Consider the following 17651-nt stretch of genomic DNA (forward strand, 5'->3'; position numbering starts at 1 on the left):
GAAGGGGTGCACAGGCATGGCCGCGAAGGTGGAGCAGAGCATGCTGCCGTTTACCGAAGACGATTGGCTGGGTCCGACGGGAGAGCGCATTGTCGCGGACCGTTACTTGCTCAAGGACGTCCGCAAGGAGTCCCTGCAGGTCGGATCGCTCGTGGTGGCGGTGTTGGACAAGAAGCGCGCGTACCATGAACTGGCGCGGGTCGTGGCCTTGGAGGAGGACGGGCGGTTCGTCACGGTCGAGCTGAAAGACGGGACGCGAGAGCGGCTGCCGGTCCAACAGGTGGACGTGCTCCTCGAGACGGCACCGCGCCAAATGTGGCGGCGGATCGCCAAAGGTGCGGCGGCGGTCACGCGCAATCCGGCGTACTGGGAGGAGCGGTTCTACGAGCTGCAGAAGAAATGGCGGTATGTGCCGGGCGGCCGGATCAACGCCTCGTTGGGCACCGGGATGTTGACCACGAGTTACAACTGCTTCGTCATTCCGAACGTGGGCCCGACCATGCGCGATTACGCGATTTCCTTCGGCCAGACCCTCGAAATCCAAGCGCGCAGCGGCGGGGTCGGCATGAACCTGTCGTGCGTCCCGCCCCAGGGGACCATCGTTCCGGTCTCGCGGGAGCGCCGCAACACCTGGTTGCACCTGGTGCTCGACGTGTGGCACGCCGACCTCGAAGACTTCCTCGCCACCGAGTACCCGAACAGCACAAAAGTGGTGCGCATCAACCGCGAGTTCATGCGGGCGGTCGAGGAGGACGCAGAGTGGCGGTTCGGATTCCCGGAGACGGACGTGCCCGGGTACGACGACCTCTGGGATGGCGATCTCGATGCTTGGATCCGCGCCGGGCGGCCTGTTCAGTGGTCGGAACCGGTCTCGGCCCGGGCCCTGTACGAGCGGATTCTCACGAGCGGGGCCGTCGTGTTGTCCGATCTCGTCGGCACGGTGCTGGTTCCTGGTGACCAACGCAGCACCATCGCCGCCACGCTCGGCGACATGTGGGAGAAGATGTACGAGGGCAAGCGGGTCAACATCCTGCTCTCCTCGCTCCGCCCGCGCTACAGCTACGTCCGCGGTGTCAACGGCCGGAGTTCCGGCGCGTTCTCCTGGGGGTTGTTGTACGACAAGGGGAATCAGGTGTTCGGCGACGGGTTCGGACCGGTGGGCGTCGGCGAGATCATGAGCGTCGGCTGTCAGCTCACCCTGCAAGGCGGCTCTCGCCGCGGCGCGCTGATGCTGATCTTGAACGACCGGCACGCCGACGTGCTGAAGTTCATCCGCTGCAAGCAGGTGGACGGGGTCATCACCGGCGCCAACATCTCGGTCGGCATCTCCGAACGTTTTATGGAGGCCAAGGCGAAGGGCGAACCGTGGGAGATCGGTTTTGTCCCTGAAGAAGAGATGGCGTCGTTCGACGGGGACTTTGAGCGCTGGCGCGCGGAAGGCAAGCCGTTTGTCACCACCGAGGTCATCCGGGCTGACGAACTGTGGGACGAGCTGGTGCGCTCGGCGTGGAAGTCGGCGGAGCCAGGGGTCGTGTTTTTGGGCCGAGCAAACCGGATGAGCAACTCCTGGTACTTCAACCCGCTCGTGGCCACCAATCCGTGCGGGGAGCAGCCGCTGCCGGCCTACGGGATCTGCAATCTGGGCGCGGTGGTGTTGAGCAAGTTTGCAGCCGGGTTTGCGGATTCCGGGGAGCGGATCGCGTTTGCGGACCCGGAGAAGGAGGCGTACATCCGCGGTTGGCTGCGCAAGCACTTCAATCCGGAAAAGGCGGAGTTTCTGCTCCATCACGTCCGGTGGGAGGATTTGGAGTGGACCACGCGCACCGGCTTGCGCTTCCAGGATGCGGTCATCGACGCGACGTACTACCCGTTTGAGGAGAACCGGCGCAATCAGATGCAGGAGCGCCGCGTCGGGCTGGGCATCATGGGTTTGCACGACCTCCTGATCTATTGCGGCATCCGCTATGGGTCGGAGGAGTCGGTCAAGTTCATCGACGTGCTGATGGGCCTGATGGCCGAGTGGTGTTATCTGGAATCGGTGGAGCTGGCGAAGGAGTACGGGCCGTTTCCTGCGTTCGATGCGGAGAAGTTTCTCCAGTCCGGGTATATGCAGCAGATGGCCAAGGAACGGCCGCACGTCGTCGAGGCCATCCGCAAGCACGGCGTGCGCAACGTGACGACGATGACCATCGCGCCCACCGGGACCACGGGTACGATGATTGGCTGCTCGACCGGGTGCGAGCCGTATTACGCCTGGTCGTACTATCGGAATTCACGGTTGGGGTTGTTTGAGGAACACGCCGCCATTGTCGAGGAGTACCGGGCCACGCACCCGGGACAACCGCTGCCGGACTACTTCGTCACCGCCATGGAACTGACGCCGGAGGAACACGTGCGGGTGCAGGCGGCGCTGCAAAAGTGGATCGACAGCTCCATCTCAAAGACGTGCAACGCGCCCAACTCGTACACGGTGGAGGACACGCGCCGTTTGTACGACTTGGCGTACGAGCTGGGTTGCAAAGGGATCACCATTTACCGCGACGGTTCGCGGTCCGAACAGGTGCTCTCTTTGAAGCAGGAGGATAAGCAAGCGGCCGCTGCGGCGGAAGGTGCGTCCCGCCCCGGCACGGCCAAGGAGGAGCGCCGCGAGGCGGCTGGAACTGCGTCGGCGAACGCGGCGGCAGAGGCTGCGGCGAACGCGGCTGCGGCCGCGGCGCAGCGGTCAACCGGGCCGGCATCCGGCCAAGGCTATGTGAAACGCCGGCGTCCCGATGTGTTGTACGGAGCGACGTACCGGAAGGAGACGCCGCTCGGCAAGGCGTACATCACCATCAACGACGATCCGGAGGAACACGTGGCGCTGGAGGTGTTCGTCAACATCGGTAAAGCGGGCAGCGACGTGTACGCTGCCAACGAAGCGCTGGGCCGCGCCATCACCTTGTATCTGCGCGATTCACGCAATCCGAACAAAGAAGCGGAGCTCGTCCGTCACTTCTCCGGCATCGGGGGGTCGAGCTCCGTCGGATTCGGGGACCAGCGGATCACGTCGGTGCCGGATGCCATCGCGAAATCCCTCATCGAACACGCCGAGACGTTTCCGCTGCGCAAAGCCGCCTTCCGCGAATGGGTCTTGGGCCGGGAGAACGCGGCCAGCGCCGCATCGCCATCGGAGTTGCGGGCGTACACGTCGGTGAAAGACTGGTGTCCCCAGTGCCACCAGCACACCCTGGTCCGGACCGGCGGCTGTTTCGAGTGTGAGGCGTGCGGCTACAGCAAGTGTTGAAACCGGAAGCTGAGCCCGGCATGTTGGACGAGCCGCTGGTGCAGCCAGTCGATGCGGTTCTCGGCATCGGCCGCCAGCACGTGCAGGTGCAACTTCGTCCAATGCAGTGTATGTGCGACCGGCGGTGTGACGTATTGAAGCGGTCGCGGCGCGGACAACAGCCCGGCCAGCAGACATGCCGCGAGCGACGGCGCGGCGACGGCGGCGAAACCCGGGCGAACGCGCCGCCGCCTCGCGCCCGGTCCGGGCGCGGACGGGGTCCGGCCATATCCGTTCGGGCGCAATCCGTTTGGGCGCAGACGGAAGTCCGCTTCCACCCAGGCGGCCAGTTCCGCAAGTTCCCGGACCTCGGCGCGGCACCGCGGGCAGCGTGCCAGGTGGCGGGCGAAGCGGCGCCTCTCTGCGGGATGCAGCTGTCCGCACACGTAGGCACGGGCCAGTCCGCACAAGTGCAGGTGCAGCAGCATCGTCGACCTCCTCGCGTGCGCAGGGTTGACGGCACAGTCCGCCGCAGGGAACGTGCCACCCGGACGCGGATGGCGGCCGCAGAGGCGGATGGCGGACGCGGATGGCGGCCGTCCATCCTTCAGGGTAACGCCGCTTCCATGAGTTTATCAATCGTTCTCCATAAGTTTTTCAAAAAAGCGCGGGGCGGAAGACAACCGCCCAAGCATCACGCGCTGGCGGCGCCGACAATGTACACCGTGAGCGTCCGCACCCCCCAGGCCAAGGCGTCCGAGGTCGAGGGCATGCACACGTCCAGGCGGTTGCCGACGATGCTGCCGCCGGTGTCGGCGGCTACGGCCAGTCCGTAACCCGGCACGTACAGTTTCGTCCCGTACGGGATCACGGACGGATCGACCGCGACAACGCCCGGTTGCGCCACGACGCCGGTACTGGTACGGCCGCCCGCGACGTATGCCGTCACCACGGCGGTGAACGCGCGCAGCGTGGGCGCTGAACCTCCCTGCCGAGCGGTCAAGTGCAAGGCGGGGGGCGCATGCCACGGCTTGGGGGCCGGGCGCTGGCGCGTCCCGACCGCGACAATCTCGTCCACCGGCTGCCGGACCACGCGCCGGATGACCGTGCGCCCGATGACGGTACCATCCCGCGTGACGGTGATGACGCGGATGGACATCTCTCCTGCCTGTCCGGCTTGCACCACCGCCCGCTCACCCACGTACAGCTGGTCGGTGGGCCGCTCTCTCACCCGGTACGGCACGGCCTCCGTGCGCCGGTACTCGGTACGCTGGATGCGGTGAATCTGAATCGTCATCCCGTCCGTCACTCGGGCGGCGGGTGACGTGTTGACCTGGTCGAGCGGGTGCAGGCGCAGGTGCAGCTGGCGGAACAGGTCGCCCACCGTACGCGCAAACGTGCGCACCTCTGCCGGACGTCCGCCGTCGATGACGCGCACGTGTTTCGGATGTTCAATCACGATGGACATCCCGTCGTGGACGGAAGCGGTCGGATGCGGGAGGACGCGGTCTTCGCTGCGGACGCGGATGTGGTTCTCGCGCAAAAACGCCCCGACCGTTCCATGAAAGTAGCGTTTGTACGCCAGCTTCTTCCCGCCGTCCACCACGAGGATGTGTTTCACTTGGCCTGCGGCGGCTGCGGTCGGGGAAAGCAGCGCGAGCGCAGTGGTCAACGGCACGATTTGCAAGCGACGAATGCGCACGTCAACACCTCTCCTCTTGGCATCGTTGCAGGTCGGTCTGCGCATGGCATCTCTCATTCATCGTATGGTCGGTCCTGCCGCAGGATGCTCGCGGAGGCAAGGGTTTCAATCCAGGTCGAAGGGAGCGCCACAAGATGGACGTGTTCACAGGGGGCGTCACGTGTCCGGCCGGTTTTTGGGCTGCGGCCGGGCGAGCCGGCATCAAAAAAGACGGTGACGATCTCGCCGTCATCTGGAGCGAGGCGCCGGCGGAAGCGGCGGCCGTCTTTACGACAAACGTGATCAAAGCCGCGCCGGTCGTTTGGTCGCAGCGGATTGCGGCAAAGGGCCGGCCGGTGCGCGCCGTCGTCGTCAACAGCGGCAACGCGAATGCGTGCACAGGCGAAACCGGTCTGGCGCACGCCATTCAGATGGGGGAAGCCGTCGCGAGCGCCTTGGGGGTCGCCGCGGATGAGGTGTTGGTGGCCTCGACGGGTGTCATTGGCGTTCTGTTGCCTATCGACCGGGTGTGCGCGGGGATTGCGGCGACGTGCGCGGGTCTTGCGCGCGGTGAAGCGGCGGATTTGGCTGCCGCGCACGCCATCATGACCACGGACACGGTCCCCAAGCGCGCGGCGGCTCAGGTAAAACTGTCAGACGGCACCGTGGTCACCGTGGCCGGGATGGCCAAGGGTTCCGGCATGATCCATCCGAACATGGCGACGATGCTGGCGTTTTTGACGACCGACGCGCGGGTGGACCACAACGTGCTGCAGACGATGTTGCAGGAGAGCGTCGCCGACTCCTACAACATGGTGTCGGTGGACGGAGATACCAGCACCAACGACTGCGTGTTCGTCCTTGCCAACGGGCGGGCGGGTGGTCCCGAAATACGCCCGGGGACAAAAGACGCGGCGGCGTTCTTCGCCGCATTGCATGCCGTCAACCAATCCTTGGCGCAACAGATTGCACGGGACGGGGAGGGTGCGACCAAGTTTTTGACCGTCACCGTGCAAGGTGCGCGCACGCGCGCCGAAGCCAGGCAATTGGCGAGAGCCGTGGTTCGCTCCAATCTGGTCAAGGCGGCGTTTTTCGGGGAAGACGCCAACTGGGGGCGGATTGTCGCGGCGCTCGGTTACGCCGGGGTTGCGTTTGAGCCGCGGCACCTCGGGATTGCCGTCGCGAGCGCGGGCGGGCGGCTGGTGATGATGGAGCACGGCGAGCCGGTTTGGTTTGATGAAGAAGCGGCCCGTCAGGTGTTGGCGGCACGGGACATCGCCATCCTGGTGACCTTGGGCGACGGAGATGCTTCCGCGACCGCATGGGGATGCGATCTCAGCTATGAGTACGTGCGCATCAACGGCCAGTATCGAACGTGAGCTCCGGCCCGCCCTCCGCGGCGCTCCGGGCAGGTGGCAGGCCGGGTGAGCCCTGCCGGGATGCGCGCCTTTCCAGCCGAAGTCGCGGCAAAAAAGGCTTTGCTGTGGGCGATTCACCGAATCCTTCCGCGGTTGCCGGACATACAGTGGGACTGATTCCGGCAGCAAAGGAGGGAGAAAGCGATGTTCTACGGCGTCTTCGGCGGCTACACGCGTTGGGCTGTGGTGTTTCTGATCATCTTCGTGCTGTTCTTCCTGTTGGTACCGGGGTATGGCGCGGCGGCGGCTTACTGATCCGTGTCTTGCATCCCGGCGAGCGTGCGGCGCTGGCCAGGGGAAGGGATTCCTCTGGCTGGCGCCGTTGATCTTACGTTTTCGACAGCGCTTTGTTATGCTACAGGGGAGGAGATGATGGCCATGGCGGACCTCCACCTGTGCCCGAAGTTTGAAGCAGCGTTCCAGTTGCTCGGCAAGTGCTGGACCGGCCTCATCATCCGCGCCCTGCTCGATGGCCCGAAACGCTTCAAGGATGTCTCGGATATGATCCCGGGGCTGAGCGATCGCATGCTCGCCAAGCGGTTCAAGGAACTGGAGGCCGCCGGGATTGTCGTGCGCAAAGTGTATCCGGATACACCGGTCCGGATTGAATACGAACTGACGGAGAAAGGAAGGTCCCTGCGCGCCGTGATGGATGAGGTGCAAAAGTGGGCAGACCGCTGGATGGCGGAGGCGAGTGATACAACGACGGCTCCCGGTGTGGCGGAGACGGCGCGGGAGTGACGGACGTGGATCCCGTGGATTTCGAACAGAAGGTGCGTCAACTGGAAGATTTGATGGCGCGGCTGCAGCGCCTGATGCACATCCGTCACACACCGCACCGCTTTGGGCTCACGACGAGTCAGGTGTTCATTTTGCGCTTTTTGGACAAGGTCGGCTGTGCCAAGGCGTCCGACATCGCGCGCGTCGCCGGGCTGAGCCCGGGCGCGGTGACGCAGGTGTGCGACGAACTGGTCCGCCTGCGCTTGGTGCAGCGCAAGCGCTCCGCGGATGACCGCCGCGTCGTGAACGTGTCGTTGACGGAAGAAGGGCGGCAACGGCTCGAACACATTCGTTCCGTTCAGGTGCGGCGCCTGATGGAGGTCCTCTACCAATTGGGCCCGGACGATACGGAGGCGTTTTTGCGCATCATGCGGCGCCTCGTCGAAACGGTGGAGTCCCTTCCTCCCGCCGAGGAATGAGCTGACCGCTTGCCCTCACCCCCGCTGCGTTCACCGCGATCAGGTTTGCGCGCATGTCCGCTCTGCGCCTGGCGAACGCTACCCGTCATCAGGGCGGCAGCCTGAAGGAGGGAGCGTCATGCGTGCCGTCGTCCTCGACAGGGACGGTGTCATCAACGACAACCGCGAACACATCCATGTGCATTCCCCGCAGGAACTGGTGCTCTTTCCCTGGACCGCGGAAGCGATCCGCCGTCTGAACGAGGCGGGATGGTTGGTGATGGTGGCGACCAACCAAGGCGGTGTCGGACTGGGTTTCCTCACGCGCGAGGACCTCGCGGCCGTTCACGAGGCGTTGCGCGCACGATTGAGGGCAGAGGGCGCCGTGATCGACGAGATTGCGGCGTGCATCCACACACCGGACGCCGGTTGTGCTTGCCGGAAACCGCGACCCGGCCTGTTGTACGAACTGTGGCGGCGGCGGCCGTTCGATGTGACCCAAAGCTACATGGTCGGTGACCGGGAAACCGACATCCTGGCCGGGCGTGCGATGGGGATGCGCACCATTTTCGTCGGGCGCGGACCGACGACCGCGGATGACCGGGCAGCCAACCTGTTGGCGGCGGTCCGCCTCATCCTCCGGCGCGGCGGTGCCGGCCGGTGACCACCTGGCCGCAGGCGATCACGCCGTCGGTTTGAGCAGCCAAGCGGCGACGTAGCCGGTTCTGCCGTCAGCCAGGGCGACCTGGTCCCACGTGCCGCGGGTATGGATGACCGTGACGACGGTGCCGCCGTCGAGCGAACCGATGACCGGGTAGTTGGTCCCTGGACCAGAACGCACGTGGACGCTCATGGTCGTCACCTTTTGCGTACCTCCGCCGCCCGCCGCCCCGCTTTGCGCACCGCCGCTTGCCGCGCTCACCGGCGGGGTCCACGTCTCCGTGTAGCTCGGGGTCTGGATGGGGTTGGCCTGCACGACCCCTTTGTCAAAAAACTGTTTCGCCACCCACTTGGCCTGCAACGGGTTGACCAACCAGTAGCTGATCCCGTTCAGCGTCTCGAACGAGCCCGGCAGGGTTTCGTGGATGATGCGGTAATGCTTGAACTGGCCGGCGTGATAAGCCACGCCGAGGATGTCCAACATGCTCATGTTCGTATCGATGGTGTGCCAAAACTCCTGCACCAGGATGGGCAGCCGCGGGATGTTCTGCGGTTGCAGCAGCTTGTGCGCCAGTGCGGTCAAAAACTGCTGCTGCCGTTCCGTGCGTCCGATGTCGCCGAGCGGGTCGTTCCGGAAGCGCACAAATCCGAGGGCCTGCTCGCCCGTCAGCGTCTGCACGCCGGGATTGAGGTCAATGATGCCGTACTGCTTGTCGCCGGTGTTGTAATGCATCGGCTCGGGCACGTTGATGGTGATGCCGCCGATGGTGTTGATGATATCGACCAAGCCCCCGAAGTGGGTGAGGGCGTAGCTGTCGATGCGCATCTGCAGGAGTTGTTCCACCAACGACAGGGTGAGGTTCGGCCCGCCGATGTCCAGCGAGGCGTTGATCTTGTCGTAATGGCCGTCCGGGTACTGCACGCGCGTGTCGCGCGGGATCGACAACAGCTCTATCCGCTGGTGGGCGTTATCGATGCTGCATACGATGAGCACGTCCGTGTTCCCGCCCGTCTCCCCCGGCCGCGTGTCGGTGCCGATGAGCAAGATGTTCGTCCGGCCGTGCGGTTCAGGATACGGATGAAACGGGTTTACGCCGGGCGGCATCGCCGAAAGCGGTTGCGACATGACGTAATACATCCCGCCCCCGGCGACGAGCAGGCATGCGGGCAGGGCGGCCCATACCCACCGTTGCCGCTTGCGGGCTTGGATTGGATCGATGGCAGGCGGTTTGACGGGGCGTTTCGCCATCCGGTTCACTCCCAGGCTGTGCAGGCTTTCATCCTTCACCATTCTATCAAAAAAGACCGGCGCGCGGTACGAGCCGGGCCCGGGGCGAGGTGCGCGCGGCCGGGGAAGGCAAACGGCGTGGTTCCAGGCGCAAGCCTTCCGGACGCGCCGGGGTCATGCCCCGGACGCTTCCTCGTGCCGGCCGCTCCACGTCTGTTCCAGCACCTGGCCGCATTGCAGGCAGACGTACCGGTACATCTCCTGCACCGTCCGCGCCGGCACCGGCAGGTCAGGCCGGACGACGACGCTGGCGTCAATTTGCACAATTTTCTCCTCCCGGAACAGCCGCCCCTGGCAGTGCGGGCAAACCACCGCGTGTGCGTTCGCAGCCACGCGCAACCACCTCACTTCGGACAGTTTGCGTTCCAGGGTGTATTATAGCGAAGAAGGATGCACGTATGTGGCAGCACGGGGCGGGATGACCGGGCGGGATGAACGATCGGGATGATCGGGACCCTGGACCGGTCGGAAGGTCGTGCTGCGCGGCGTAAGGGGGTGTTGGGTTGGCCATCTTGTGTGGAACATGCGCGTGGACCGACCACACAGGGTTTTATCCGCCGGGACTGCCGGCACGGAACCGGTTGGCGTACTACGCGCAAATATTCCCGCTGGTCGAGATCGACAGCAGCTATTACCACATCCCTGCGCCGGAGACGGTGCGGCGTTGGGCGCGGGAGACGCCCGACGACTTCGTGTTCAACATGAAGGCATACCGGAGCCTCACGTTTCATGAACGCCGCGAACCGGATGCGCGCGAATGGCAAGCATTTCTCCGTGCGGTCGATCCGCTGGCTGAGGCGGGCAAGTTGGGGGCGGTGTTGCTGCAGTTCCCGCCTTGGTTCACAGAGAGCGAGCGCGCGCGGGCGTATGTGGAACAAGCGGCGGCGCGGCTCGCGCCATACCCTGTGGCGGTGGAGTTCCGCCACCGCAGCTGGTGGGACGGGGAGGCGGCGGATCGCACGGCGGGATGGTTGCAGGCACACGGCCTGATCCACGTCGTGTGCGACGAACCGCAGGTGGGGATGGGCTCTGTCCCGTTCGTCCCCGTAGTGACGAACGACCGCCTCGTCGTCTTTCGCCTGCACGGCCGTAACCAGGAGACATGGGCAAAAAAAGGGCTTTCCTCTTCCCAACAGCGGTTCGATTACCTTTATACTAAGGACGAGTTGGCTGCGTTCGTGCCGCACGTGCTGGCTTGGTCCGCACAGGTGCGCGACGTCCACATCCTGATGAACAACAACCAAGGGAACTATGCGGTGCGCAACGCCCTCGATTGGTTCGACCTGCTCCGGTTGCCTCCGCGGCAACCCCGATCCCGGGCGGGCGTTCAGCTTGGACTGTTTGACGGCCTGTGAGCCGGCGCCGGAGAGGAGGAAGGTATGGAGGCCCGGTTGCCCAATTGGATGTTCGCGTCGTTCGCCATCGCCGGGTGGGAGTTGTTCGCGTTTCTCGCCCATTGGTTGCACATGCCTCGTCTCCGGTATGTGGGCGCGGGCATCGTTGTCGTCTGCGCGCTCGTCCTGGCGTACCGGTTCGCCGTCCGTCAGTTTCGGCGCTGGTCCCGACCCGGCGGCGGGGATGACGAGGGAGAGCCGTCTTGAGACGCCACGGCTGGATGTTGCGCATCCTGCCACGATGCTTTCGGTGAGGTGCGGCCATGGTCTTCGCATACTGGTTTTTGTTTGGGGTCCTCATCTTCATCGCGACCTTCGGTGTCGGGTGCGCGGTGAACATGTTCAGCAAGCGCTGGTGGCTGTCGCTGGCCCTGGGCGGAGCGGGGGCAGTGTGGCTGCTCGCGGTGGCCGGCGGCAGGATGGTGTGGCCGGAATGGATCGTGTTCGCCGTGGGTTGCGCCGGTGCCGGGCTTGCCGCATGGGCCGTATACGTGTTGCGTAAGCGCGGCTATCCGCTCTTTTCCTAGAAAAACAGCGCGGATGAATCTTCACGCCGCTGCAGCGCCGTGCGGCGCGAGAGCGGACCGCCGCAGGTCATGGGGTGTCCGGCCGTGCGCGAGGTCTTGAACCGCACGGCCGGCTCTCTTCACTTGCCATAACGGGCAATGGCTTCGCGCAGAATTCGTTCTGCTTCGTCGCGGCCTTTCCAACCTTCGACGCGCGTCTCTTTGCCTTCCAGGTCTTTGTACACCTCGAAGAAGTGGGCAATTTCCTTCAGAATGTGCGGCGGCACGTCCTCCAACGTCTTGACGTGCGCAAACCGCGGGTCGTTCTCCGCGACGCCGAGCAGTTTCTCATCCTGTCCCTTCTCGTCCGACATGATGAGCACCCCGACGACGCGCGTGTCGATCACGCAGCCCGGAAACGTGGGGTAGGTGGTCAGCACCATGGCATCGAGCGGATCGCCGTCGTCCGCCAGGGTGTTCCGTATGTATCCGTACTCCGCAGGGTAAAACATCGGGGAATACAGCACCCTGTCGAGGCGAAACACGCCCGCTTCCTTGTCGAATTCGTATTTGTTGGCGCTGCCCTTCGGAATCTCCACGAACGTCTCCACAGTGAGCTTGTCCTCTGCCACGCCAAACCCTCCTTCGCCGAGCCGGCGGGGGATTGCGCCCCGCTCGACGGCGCTTCGTCTGGGAAGATGATGACGATTCGTGGATATTATACCACAGACATGGCAAAACCCGCCGTGCTCTGCTGGACGCCCGTTGGATTTCCTGATACCTTGGAACGTGAATGGTTTTTTGCCCCGCGCGCGGGACATGTTTGCGCACAGGCCGGCGTGCGGACAACGGGCGAATGCAGGAGGTCTGGGTGTGAACCGGGTGGTCTGGCCGCTTACCGCGCTGTTGGTCATCGCGGGAGGCATTGCACATTACGCGCATGCTCCCGTGCTGGTCGTCTTCATCCTCGCCTGCGCGGGACTCATTCCTTTGGCGGGCTTCATGGGCAGGGCGACCGAATCCATCGCGGCCCATGCGGGGCCGCGGATTGGCGGACTTTTATCCGCGACGTTCGGCAACGCGGTGGAACTCATCATCGGCATCTTCGCATTGCGCGACGGATTGACGGATCTGGTCAAGGCATCCATCACCGGATCGGTCATCGGCAATCTGTTGTTTGTGCTCGGCATCAGCTTTTTTGTCGGCGGTCTGCGCCATCCGATTCAGCGTTTCAACATCCGGGCGGCGCGCAGCAACGCGTCGATGCTGCTCCTTGGCATCTGCGTGGCGTTTCTCATTCCCGCCATCTTCACCATGCAGCCGGCGGCGGGCGGGATGGCCGTGTCGGGCGCGACGGCTGTGATGTCGCTGCTCATCTATTGTTCAGGTCTCTTGTTCGCGCTGTTCACGCACCGGGAAGTGTTCGAATACATCGAGCAGGCGGAGCAGGAAGAAGATCCTGGCCACCACTGGCGGCTGTGGCCGGCGGTCTTGGTCTTGCTGATCACCACGGTGCTCGTCAGCCTGGAGAGTGATTGGCTGGTGGGGACCATCGAGGTGGTCGGCCGCCAGTTCGGTTGGAGCGACATGTTCTTGGGCGTGGTGGTCGTGGCGATTGTAGGCAATGCCGCGGAGCACGCCTCGGCGGTGTGGATGGCATGGAAAAACCGGATGGACCTGTCGCTTGAAATCGCGGTGGGCAGCAGCCTGCAGGTCGCCATGTTTGTCGCGCCCGTGCTGTTTTTCGTCAGCTTGATGGTCGGCCACCCGATGCCGCTCGTCTTCTCCTGGCCTGAGTTGGTCAGCATGGGCACCGCGGTGGCGTTGGTCGTGGTGCTGATGGTCGATGGGGAGTCGAACTGGTTGGAGGGCGCCATGGCGGTCGGCGCGTACGCGGTGATGGCGGTGGGCTTCTACACCCTGCCGGCCTGAAACAGGAAGACCGCCGCGAACAGCCGGCGGGCAAAGGGGCGGCCCGTGCGCAGGCGCGCGGTCCGCTTCGCCGTTTGGGAGGGGACCGTATGATGTTCAGAAAGCTCGCGCAGCATTTCGGGGTGGGTCTCGCGACGGTCCTGCCGTTCTTTCTTGTCATCTGGGTGTTGATTGCCATCTTTCAGTGGGTGGACGGCCTGTTCGGCCCGCTCATCGAACGGTGGACCGGTGTCCACGTGCCGGGCACCGGGTTTGTGTTGGTCGTCGTCGTCACCACGCTCATCGGAGCCATGACCCGGCTGTACGTGAGCCGGCGCATTCTCACCATGATGGATGCGCTGTTCGCGCGCATCCCGTTCGTCAAGTCTCTCTACTCCATGTTTAAGGAATTGGTGCAGAACGTGATGGGCGAGCGGCGCGGCTTCCAGCGCGTCGTCATGGTCGATTGGCCGGACGAGCGCGCACGCCTCGTCGGTTTTGTCACCAATGAACACCTGCCCCCCGCGCTCGATCCCGACGGTTCCCGCGTGGCGGTGTATCTTCCCAACGCCTTTCAAGTCAACGGGGTCACCGCCATCGTCGAACGCTGCCGCGTGCACCCGTGCCATCTGTCGGTGGAGGAAGCGTTCAAGTTCGCCTTTTCCGCCGGTTTGGGCCAACATTCGCTGTTGGATGACGCGCTGCCACCAAACGCGCGCGCGCAGGCCGAGGGGGTCCACGGCGCGCATGCGCAGGCCGTGCACGGAGAGAAGGCATAAGACCGCGTACCGGATATGTTACAATAACGCTGACGCGCGCCAAGCGGCGCCTAGGTTTGTGCGGGATGCGCGGGTTGGCCATGGGGGAGGATGAGGGGATGATGACTGCCATCTACCGTGTGCGTGCGGGTATCGAGCACATCGAACCGTATGTGCCCGGGTTGACCGACGATGAACTGAAAGCCCGTTACGGCCTCAGCGAGGTGGTGAAGCTCAACGCGAATGAAAACGCGCTGGGCCCGTCGCCGTTGGCGTTGGCCGCCATTCAACAGGAGCTGCAGGTGTTGCACCACTACCCGGACGGGGCGAGCTTTTTGCTTCGGGACGAGATTGCCCGCTTTCACGGTGTACGGCCGGAACAGGTGTTGGTGGGGAACGGATCGGACGAGTTGATCAAACTGCTGGCGGAGACGTTCCTGGAACCCGAGGACGAAGTGGTGATGCCGTTCCCTTCGTTCTCGCAATACGCGTTCGGGGCAAGCGTGATGCGCGCGAAGACGCGCCTGGTTCCGCTCGGGCCAGGATTCACGTATGACGTGGAGGCGTTGGCGGCGGCGGTCACCGAGCGCACGAAACTTGTGTTCTGTTGTTCGCCCAACAATCCGACGGGGACCGTGATGACGCAGGCGGAAGCCGAATGGTTGCTGGCGCAGCTGCCGGAACACGTCGTGCTGGTGATTGACGCGGCGTACAACGACTATTCTCGCAACCCGAAACGGGTCATGGGGGAGCGCCTCCTGCACGACCCGCGCGTCGTCATCCTGCACACCTTTTCCAAACTGTACGGGTTGGCCGGCCTGCGCGTCGGGTACGGCTTGGCCCATGCCGAGTTGTGGTCGTTCGTGAACCGTGTGCGCGAGCCGTTCAATGTCAATCGGCTGGCGCAGCGGGCCGCTGCGGCCGCGTTGCAAGACGAGGCGCACCGGCAGGCTTCCCAGGAGTTGGCTCTGCGCAGCAAGCGATTCTATCTGGAAGTCTGCCAAGCGCTCGGTCTGGAAGCGCCGGAACCGGAAGGCAACTTTATCCTCGTGCGGACAGGGGACGGGCGGGCGACCGCCCAGGCCATGATGGCCCGCGGCGTGATGGTACGCACCAATTTCGCGGGGTTGGATGAGTATGTACGCATCACATTCGGGACAGACCGGGAAAATGAACTGTGCGCGGAGGCGTTGCGGGCGGTGGTGGGCAGGTAAGTTCATCGGTACACCTTTCTCCTCCGGTCTTGCCAGAAGATGTACACGAAGCCGGCGAGGCCAAGGAGCGCGAGCGGTGCGGCGGTCCACTGTGCCGCATCCCAGTGCAGGAGGTAGCGCGGGGAATCCCCGCGCAACATCTCCAGCCCAAAACGGGCGGCGTTGTAGGTGAAAAGGTAATAAAAGAATGAAAAACCGGCTGGCCAACGCCGCTGTAACAAGACGAGCAACAACGCAAACAGAATGACGTCCGCCTGGCCTTCCCAAACCTCGGCAGGCCAGAGCGGCTGCGCGCCATACGTTTGAAACGCCAGGCTTCCCGGCGGATAGACGATGCCGAACCCGCGGTGCGTCGGGTCGCCAAACGCGTCCCCGTTGAGCAGGTTGGCGTCGCGGCCGATGCTCTGCCCCAAGAGCAGCCCTGGCGCAAACGTGTCGGCGAACGACAAGATGTCCAAACGGTGGCGCCAAGCGTACCACAGGCCGACCAACCCGGCGCCCACCACGCCGCCTTGGATGGAGAGCCCGCCGTGCCAGATGGCCGGGATTTCTTCAGGGTGCTGTGCGTAATACGGCCATGAGAAGAAGAACACCTGCCAGAAGCGTGATCCAATCAAGCCGCCGAGGAGGAGCAGCGGCGCCAGGTTCCAGATGTGCGGGACGTAGGCGGTCTTCCCCTCTGCCTTCGCTACGTACAGGGTGACGCCCAACCCGAGCAGGAACGCGAGTGCAAACAAGGTGCTGTATGCGCGAACGGGATACGGGCCAATCCAAAACCAAAACGGGTGCACAGCCAAGCCTCCTTGCGACTGGATTGCTTATCCATTATATCATGCCCCGCTGGGCACACCGATCATTGGGCACACCGGTATGGAGATGGGCCGGGCCCGGCAGGCCGGAGCGCGGACGGATGAACGGGCCGGCGAGCGGGCGGGAGGTGACACGTCGATGGGGTGGTTGAACCGCATGCGAAGTGTGTGGGCAATGCGGCGTGCACAACCGGACCGGCGTGCAGAAGGCGCGGCGGATCGCGTGCAGGAGACATTGGCGCAATGGGAAACCCAGTGGATGCGGCTGGAAGCCGCGTGTGCGGAGTACGCGGCAACCGCCCAGCGCTTGCGCCAGATGGCGGATGATGCCCGGGAACGGGCCAGGCGGCGGCAACAGGATGCCGCCACGGCGCTCGCGTTTGGCGACGAGGTGCGGGCGCGGGCGGCCGTCGCCGAGGCGGTGGCGGAGGAGCAACGTGCCCACACCTTGTCGGATGAGGCTGCGGCGGCCGAGGCGCGCCTGCACGCGTTGCGGCAGGATGTGGAGCGTCTGCGGACGGAGTTGCTGAGCCACCGGGAGACCGTTTCTCAGTGGTCGGCGCGGGCCGAGGCGGCGCGGTTGGACACGGCGCTCGCCGATTTGGCGAGCGGGATCGATCCGCGGGCCCGGGACTTCGCGCGGCTCGCGGCGGAGGTCGCGCGGTTGGAGGCTGAGGCGGCTGCGCATCGTGAGGTCGCGGAGCGAGCTTGTGCCACGAGCAGTCCGGATACGACCGGCCAGGGTCAAGATGACCCGGCCGACACGGAGGAAAGGTCAAAGGACGAAGTGGAGCGGCGTTTGGCCGACCTGCGTCAACAGCTCGGCCTCTGACGGCTTTGCGGCCTGGGGTCAGTTTTCCGCTTCCGTGCTGCCGGGCGGGCCATCCGGGCGGTCTTCGTCCAGGGGCACGGTCCGGTCGGAGGTGACAGGGTTTTGATCGCGGTGGGCTGACACCGCTGCTTGGCCAGGCTGCCAAGGCGTTGACTTGCCGAGCCTGCTGGCTGCAGCCGCACCATACGGGCCTTCCGGGAATTCCTCCACCATCAGATCCAGGCGGGTGACGTGGACGAAACCCGATTCGGCATTCGGAAGATCGCTCGCGTCATCCACCGGCCCGGGCCGATACGCGGCGCGTGCGGGCGTGTGCATGCGCTTGGCGGCGGAAGTATCCTTTTCGGGCTGGTCGTCTCGCGGGTTGTCGTTGGTCGCCGGTACCCGGTCCTTCCTCACCATGTTCCCTCCATCCTGCCAACGGGCTGCTCGCACCAGCGTGCGTTCCCGCGTCTCCAGGTTCAAACCCGGTTTGCACCCTGGCTCGCACCGAGGCGGATGCGCCTTGGTTCGCCGAGGCGGATGCGCCTTGGCGAGCGGCTGCAGCCGAGGCGTCCGTGCGCGAGGTGCAGCACTAGTTTTCCCTCCCTGCGGGGAAGTATCCGGATGCCCGTGCGCAGCGGGCGACGTGCGCACAGGAACAGCCGCTTGCTGTTCCGGATCTGGGTGCGTGTCAACTCACGAAAAAATCTAACCCAAGGGGAAGTGGATCACTCATATGAAAATCAAACTATTTGACC

19 protein-coding genes are annotated in these 17651 nt (G+C 64.5%); 12 read left to right on the plus strand and 7 right to left on the minus strand.

The window, feature by feature from the left end; all coding sequences use genetic code 11:
- The first annotated feature begins 16 nt into the window (after window positions 1-16).
- Window positions 17-3283, plus strand: a complete 3267-nt coding sequence (locus IEX97_RS09730) for an adenosylcobalamin-dependent ribonucleoside-diphosphate reductase (protein ID WP_188882689.1) — start codon at window positions 17-19, stop codon at window positions 3281-3283.
- Here IEX97_RS09730 and IEX97_RS09735 read toward each other — a convergent pair.
- Window positions 3268-3750 (minus strand): zf-HC2 domain-containing protein, encoded by a 483-nt coding sequence (locus IEX97_RS09735; RefSeq protein ID WP_188882690.1) that lies wholly within the window; start codon window positions 3748-3750, stop codon window positions 3268-3270. The two genes, IEX97_RS09730 and IEX97_RS09735, sit on opposite strands and share 16 nt — an antisense overlap.
- Before the next feature lie 206 nt (window positions 3751-3956).
- Window positions 3957-4964 carry a 3D domain-containing protein gene (locus IEX97_RS09740; RefSeq protein WP_188882691.1) on the minus strand — a complete coding sequence of 336 codons (1008 nt, stop codon included), beginning with the start codon at window positions 4962-4964 and terminating at the stop codon, window positions 3957-3959.
- A gap of 134 nt (window positions 4965-5098) precedes the next feature.
- Here IEX97_RS09740 and argJ point away from each other — a divergent pair, with 134 nt between their 5' ends.
- The 4 genes from argJ to IEX97_RS09760 all read left to right on the plus strand — a co-directional run bounded on the left by argJ (window position 5099) and on the right by IEX97_RS09760 (window position 8203).
- Window positions 5099-6322 (plus strand): bifunctional glutamate N-acetyltransferase/amino-acid acetyltransferase ArgJ, encoded by a 1224-nt coding sequence (argJ, locus tag IEX97_RS09745; protein ID WP_188882693.1) that lies wholly within the window; start codon window positions 5099-5101, stop codon window positions 6320-6322.
- Window positions 6323-6739: 417 nt separating this feature from the next.
- Complete coding sequence (locus IEX97_RS09750; protein WP_188882694.1) at window positions 6740-7102, plus strand: winged helix-turn-helix transcriptional regulator; 363 nt, start codon at window positions 6740-6742, stop codon at window positions 7100-7102.
- A gap of 5 nt (window positions 7103-7107) precedes the next feature.
- The gene (locus IEX97_RS09755) at window positions 7108-7560 is read left to right on the plus strand and encodes a MarR family winged helix-turn-helix transcriptional regulator (protein ID WP_188882695.1); all 453 of its coding nucleotides are present in this window, start codon (window positions 7108-7110) and stop codon (window positions 7558-7560) included.
- 118 nt (window positions 7561-7678) lie between these two features.
- On the plus strand, window positions 7679-8203 hold the full coding sequence (locus IEX97_RS09760; RefSeq protein WP_188882697.1) for a D-glycero-alpha-D-manno-heptose-1,7-bisphosphate 7-phosphatase: 525 nt from the start codon (window positions 7679-7681) through the stop codon (window positions 8201-8203).
- 18 nt (window positions 8204-8221) lie between these two features.
- Here IEX97_RS09760 and IEX97_RS09765 read toward each other — a convergent pair whose 3' ends face one another.
- Entirely contained in the window at window positions 8222-9448 is a 1227-nt protein-coding gene (locus IEX97_RS09765) for an LCP family protein (RefSeq protein WP_188882698.1), read from the minus strand.
- A 153-nt stretch (window positions 9449-9601) separates the two neighbouring features.
- Window positions 9602-9820: a hypothetical protein gene (locus tag IEX97_RS09770; protein ID WP_188882699.1), complete on the minus strand. Its 219-nt coding sequence runs from the start codon at window positions 9818-9820 to the stop codon at window positions 9602-9604.
- A 170-nt stretch (window positions 9821-9990) separates the two neighbouring features.
- On the opposite strand from IEX97_RS09770, the gene IEX97_RS09775 reads away from it, so the two are divergent.
- From IEX97_RS09775 to IEX97_RS09785, 3 genes are read left to right on the plus strand one after another with little or no spacing between them, the layout of a single operon-like run.
- Complete coding sequence (locus IEX97_RS09775; RefSeq protein WP_188882700.1) at window positions 9991-10842, plus strand: DUF72 domain-containing protein; 852 nt, start codon at window positions 9991-9993, stop codon at window positions 10840-10842.
- A gap of 24 nt (window positions 10843-10866) precedes the next feature.
- Complete coding sequence (locus IEX97_RS09780) at window positions 10867-11088, plus strand: hypothetical protein (RefSeq protein WP_188882701.1); 222 nt, start codon at window positions 10867-10869, stop codon at window positions 11086-11088.
- A 56-nt stretch (window positions 11089-11144) separates the two neighbouring features.
- Window positions 11145-11408 carry a hypothetical protein gene (locus IEX97_RS09785; protein WP_188882703.1) on the plus strand — a complete coding sequence of 88 codons (264 nt, stop codon included), beginning with the start codon at window positions 11145-11147 and terminating at the stop codon, window positions 11406-11408.
- 119 nt (window positions 11409-11527) lie between these two features.
- Here IEX97_RS09785 and IEX97_RS09790 read toward each other — a convergent pair whose 3' ends face one another.
- On the minus strand, window positions 11528-12019 hold the full coding sequence (locus tag IEX97_RS09790; protein ID WP_229776764.1) for an inorganic diphosphatase: 492 nt from the start codon (window positions 12017-12019) through the stop codon (window positions 11528-11530).
- A 241-nt stretch (window positions 12020-12260) separates the two neighbouring features.
- Between IEX97_RS09790 and cax the strand changes: the two genes are divergently transcribed.
- The 3 genes from cax to hisC all read left to right on the plus strand — a co-directional run bounded on the left by cax (window position 12261) and on the right by hisC (window position 15270).
- Window positions 12261-13319, plus strand: coding sequence for a calcium/proton exchanger (cax, locus tag IEX97_RS09795; protein WP_229776766.1), 1059 nt, complete (start codon window positions 12261-12263; stop codon window positions 13317-13319).
- An 89-nt stretch (window positions 13320-13408) separates the two neighbouring features.
- Window positions 13409-14077 (plus strand): DUF502 domain-containing protein, encoded by a 669-nt coding sequence (locus tag IEX97_RS09800; RefSeq protein ID WP_188882706.1) that lies wholly within the window; start codon window positions 13409-13411, stop codon window positions 14075-14077.
- A gap of 98 nt (window positions 14078-14175) precedes the next feature.
- Window positions 14176-15270 (plus strand): histidinol-phosphate transaminase, encoded by a 1095-nt coding sequence (hisC, locus tag IEX97_RS09805; RefSeq protein ID WP_188882707.1) that lies wholly within the window; start codon window positions 14176-14178, stop codon window positions 15268-15270.
- 2 nt (window positions 15271-15272) lie between these two features.
- Here the strand turns inward: hisC and lgt are convergent, their stop codons facing one another.
- Window positions 15273-16061, minus strand: a complete 789-nt coding sequence (gene lgt / locus IEX97_RS09810) for a prolipoprotein diacylglyceryl transferase (protein WP_188882708.1) — start codon at window positions 16059-16061, stop codon at window positions 15273-15275.
- 157 nt (window positions 16062-16218) lie between these two features.
- On the opposite strand from lgt, the gene IEX97_RS09815 reads away from it, so the two are divergent.
- The gene (locus tag IEX97_RS09815; RefSeq protein ID WP_188882709.1) at window positions 16219-16911 is read left to right on the plus strand and encodes a PspA/IM30 family protein; all 693 of its coding nucleotides are present in this window, start codon (window positions 16219-16221) and stop codon (window positions 16909-16911) included.
- A gap of 18 nt (window positions 16912-16929) precedes the next feature.
- Here IEX97_RS09815 and IEX97_RS09820 read toward each other — a convergent pair whose 3' ends face one another.
- Window positions 16930-17313 (minus strand): hypothetical protein, encoded by a 384-nt coding sequence (locus IEX97_RS09820; RefSeq protein ID WP_373289434.1) that lies wholly within the window; start codon window positions 17311-17313, stop codon window positions 16930-16932.
- Between the last annotated feature and the right edge of the window lie 338 nt (window positions 17314-17651).

Source organism: Paenalicyclobacillus cellulosilyticus (genome assembly GCF_014647315.1).
GTDB classification, from domain to species: Bacteria; Bacillota; Bacilli; order Alicyclobacillales; family Alicyclobacillaceae; genus Alicyclobacillus_J; species Alicyclobacillus_J cellulosilyticus.

Bases quoted from the DNA above. Each gene is read 5' to 3' on its own strand.
- IEX97_RS09730 (WP_188882689.1), top strand. From the start codon at position 17: ATGGCCGCGAAGGTGGAGCAGAGCATGCTGCCGTTTACCGAAGACGAT.
- IEX97_RS09735 (WP_188882690.1), bottom strand. From the start codon at position 3,750: ATGCTGCTGCACCTGCACTTGTGCGGACTGGCCCGTGCCTACGTGTGC.
- argJ (WP_188882693.1), top strand. From the start codon at position 5,099: ATGGACGTGTTCACAGGGGGCGTCACGTGTCCGGCCGGTTTTTGGGCT.
- IEX97_RS09750 (WP_188882694.1), top strand. From the start codon at position 6,740: ATGGCGGACCTCCACCTGTGCCCGAAGTTTGAAGCAGCGTTCCAGTTG.
- IEX97_RS09760 (WP_188882697.1), top strand. From the start codon at position 7,679: ATGCGTGCCGTCGTCCTCGACAGGGACGGTGTCATCAACGACAACCGC.
- IEX97_RS09765 (WP_188882698.1), bottom strand. From the start codon at position 9,448: ATGGCGAAACGCCCCGTCAAACCGCCTGCCATCGATCCAATCCAAGCC.
- IEX97_RS09780 (WP_188882701.1), top strand. From the start codon at position 10,867: ATGGAGGCCCGGTTGCCCAATTGGATGTTCGCGTCGTTCGCCATCGCC.
- IEX97_RS09785 (WP_188882703.1), top strand. From the start codon at position 11,145: ATGGTCTTCGCATACTGGTTTTTGTTTGGGGTCCTCATCTTCATCGCG.
- IEX97_RS09800 (WP_188882706.1), top strand. From the start codon at position 13,409: ATGATGTTCAGAAAGCTCGCGCAGCATTTCGGGGTGGGTCTCGCGACG.
- hisC (WP_188882707.1), top strand. From the start codon at position 14,176: ATGATGACTGCCATCTACCGTGTGCGTGCGGGTATCGAGCACATCGAA.
- IEX97_RS09815 (WP_188882709.1), top strand. From the start codon at position 16,219: ATGGGGTGGTTGAACCGCATGCGAAGTGTGTGGGCAATGCGGCGTGCA.
- IEX97_RS09820 (WP_373289434.1), bottom strand. From the start codon at position 17,313: ATGGTGAGGAAGGACCGGGTACCGGCGACCAACGACAACCCGCGAGAC.